At 76.9% G+C, this 3,034-nt stretch carries 1 protein-coding gene; it reads left to right on the top strand.

Annotation, left to right across the window (positions count from 1 at the left end; all coding sequences use genetic code 11):
- Nucleotides 1–256: 256 nt before the first annotated feature.
- Nucleotides 257–3,034 (top strand): type 2 lanthipeptide synthetase LanM family protein (locus CIB93_RS36835; RefSeq protein WP_096633115.1); only part of this gene is annotated, 2,778 nt, incomplete at its 3' end.

The raw sequence follows: 3,034 nt of genomic DNA on the forward strand, positions 1-3,034 counted from the left end.
CCGCCCGGGGGGGGGCGTCCCGGCCGGCAGTCCGAGCGGCCGCCCCGGCACGGCCGTGGCGGGCGGGGCCGTGACGGGCGGGGCCGCGACGGGCGGGCCATCGGGCCGACCGCGTCCGCGATCCGGCTGAGACGGAAACAGCCGGTTGGGAAGCAGCCGATGCCGAATCCGCCCCCGGCCGTGACCGGTGCCTGCGGGCGGAGGGCGAAAGTTGGGGGCAACTCCCCCATGCGCCGCCACCCCACTCCCCGCCACGATGAACCCGGGCGGCCCGACCGGGACCGCCCCGGGACCGGGGAGGTGCGGTGCGGTGGCGGAGAAGGATCTGATCGACAGAGGCTTGGACGGTGGCCTCGGCACACACAGCGCCCGCGCTCCGCGCAACGGCCGCCCGGTCGCCCCGTCCGCCACCACCGCCCCGCTCCGGGACCGGAACGGGCAGCCCTGGTGGCTTCCCGGCGTCGTCGGCGACAGGCCCGCGAGCGAGCCCGCCTGGGCCGTCTTCGCCCGGGCCGCCGTCGCCGCCGCGCCCGTGGACGTGGAGGTCGCAGACCGGGCCTACCCGGGGCTCAGCGGTTTCGGACCGGTGGTCGCACCGTTCGTGGAGGCGGCGGCCGTACGGCTGCGGGGCGCGCTGACCGTGGGCAGCGGCGCGCCCGGTCCGGCGGGCGACTCCGACACCGTACTCACCGGCTTCCGGCGCCACCTGGCACATCGGCTCTGCCGGATCGCCGCGCGCACCCTCGTCACCGAGTTGCACGAAGCCCGTCGGCTCGGCCGGCTGAGCGGAGCGGGGCCAAGGGAGCGTTTCCGGGACTTCGTACGGGTGACCGCCCGCCGTGACGGCCTCGCCCTGCTCGTCACCGGCTATCCCGTGCTGGCGCGTCTCCTGGCGACAGCCAGTCTGAACGCGGGCGACGCCTTCGCCGAGATGGCCGCGCGGCTGGCCGCCGACCGGCATCTGCTGCCCTCGTCGGGGGTGTTGGGCGACCGGGCCGGGCTCCCGGGCGGAGTGTTCGGCGGGGGCGCGGGCCCCGGGGCCCTCACCGGCGTCGAGGCCGGTGCGGGCGACAGTCACCGCGGAGGGCGGTCGGTGATGCTGCTGCGGTTCGCCGACGGCGCCCGGCTGGTCTACAAGCCACGCCCGATGAGCGCGCACCTGCACTTCAACTCCCTTACCGAGTGGTTCGGTTCGCTGCCGGAGGCACCGCGGCTTCGAGTGCCGCGCGTGCTGGACCGGGGGGCGTACGGCTGGGCCGAGTTCGTCGAGGCGCGGCCCTGCGCCTCGGTGGCGGAGACCCGGCAGTTCTACCGTCGGCAGGGGGCCCTGCTGGCGCTGCTGCACGCACTGGACGGCACGGATCTGCACCACGAGAACGTGATCGCCTGCGGCCCGCACCCCGTCCTGGTCGATGTGGAGACCCTTTTCCACCTGCCTCTGGGGCCCGCCCGCTCCTCCGATCCGGCCGCCCGCGCCCTGCACGACTCGGTCCACCGGGTTGGCCTGCTGCCCCAGTTGCTCGTCGGGGACACGACCGCGCTCGACATGTCCGCCATCGGCGGGGGCCGGGCGGGCGCGTCCCCGATCGAGACCGCCGACTGGGCGGAGACCGGAACGGACCGCATGCGCCTGGTGCGGCGGGCCGGGCGGTTCACCGAGTCCGCCAACCGGCCCCGGCTCGGCGGGGTGGCGGCCGCCCCCTCCGCGTACACCGAGGAGCTGTGCGACGGGTTCCGCGCCGGGTACACAGCGATCTGCGAGCACCGGGGCGAACTGCTCGGCAAGGGCGGGCTGTTGCGGATGTTCGACCGGGACGAGGTCCGTTTCGTACCCCGGCCGACCTGGACGTACACGACGCTGCTGGACGAGTCGACCCACCCCGACCTGATGCGGGACGCCGCCGAGCGGCACCGGGTGCTCTCGCTCCTGCGCACCCCGCTCCTGGGCGCGCCCGCGCTGCCCGGCCTGGAGGACGAGGAGATCGCGGAGCTGTGGCGCGGGGATGTGCCGGTGTTCACCACCCGTCCGGGCTCCACCGAGCTGTGGGGCGGTTCGGGCCGTACGGTTCCGGGGGCGGGCTCGGAGGCGGGGGCGGTTCCGGGGGCGGGCTCGGTGCCGGGTACGGCGCCGGGTTCCGTGCCGGGGCCGGGTTCCGTGGGCGACGAGGGGGGCTCACGGGACACCTCCGGGACCACCGGTCTCGCCCGGGTGGAGGCGAAGATCCGCGCGATGGACAGCGTGGACCGGCAGGACCAGGAGCGGATCGTCCGGGCCGCCATGGTCAGCACCTCGCCCGAACCGGCGCACCGGGCGGCCGTGGGCGACCGGGCGCGCAGTGCGGCGCGGGCCCCGGAGCCCGAGCAACTGCTGTCCGCCGCCGTGTCGGTGGGCGACCAGCTCGTCTCGCTCGCCTACCGGCACGCCGGCCGCACCAACTGGGTCGGGCTGGAGCTCCTCGGGGAGCGCTACTGGCGGCTGACGCCGATGGCGGCGGACCTCGCGGGCGGTTACACCGGCCCCGCGCTGTTCCTGGCCCAGCTTGCCGCGGTCACGGGGGCACCCCGGTACGCCGAGGCGGCCCGGGAGGCGCTCGCGCCGGTGCCGGGGCTGCTGGACGGGCTGCACGACCGGGCGGACGAGCTGGGGGCACTGGGCTCGGGAGCCTTCGCGGGTCTCGGCGGGATCGCCTACGCGCTGACCGAGGTGGGCTCGCTGCTGGACGACCCGGAGGTACTGGACCTGGCGGGCCCGGCGACCCGGCTGAGCTGTGCGGCGAGCGAGGCCGAGGACGGGTTCGGGGTGCGCGGCGGGGCGGCGGGCGGCCTGGTGTCCCTCCTGGCGGTGCACCGGGTCACCGGGCGGGCCGAGGCGTGGCGGGGAGCCGAGCGGATCGCCGAACGGATCGTGGCCGGCCCGCTGCCCGACGGCGGGGGCTTCGCCGACGGGGCGGCGGGCATCGGCTGGGCCCTGCTGCGCTTCGCCGCCGCCGGGGGCGACGCCCGTCACCGGGCCGCCGGGCTGCACGCCCTGCGC

The sequence above is a fragment of the Streptomyces sp. WZ.A104 genome, assembly GCF_002382885.1.
Taxonomy (GTDB): Bacteria; Actinomycetota; Actinomycetes; order Streptomycetales; family Streptomycetaceae; genus Streptomyces.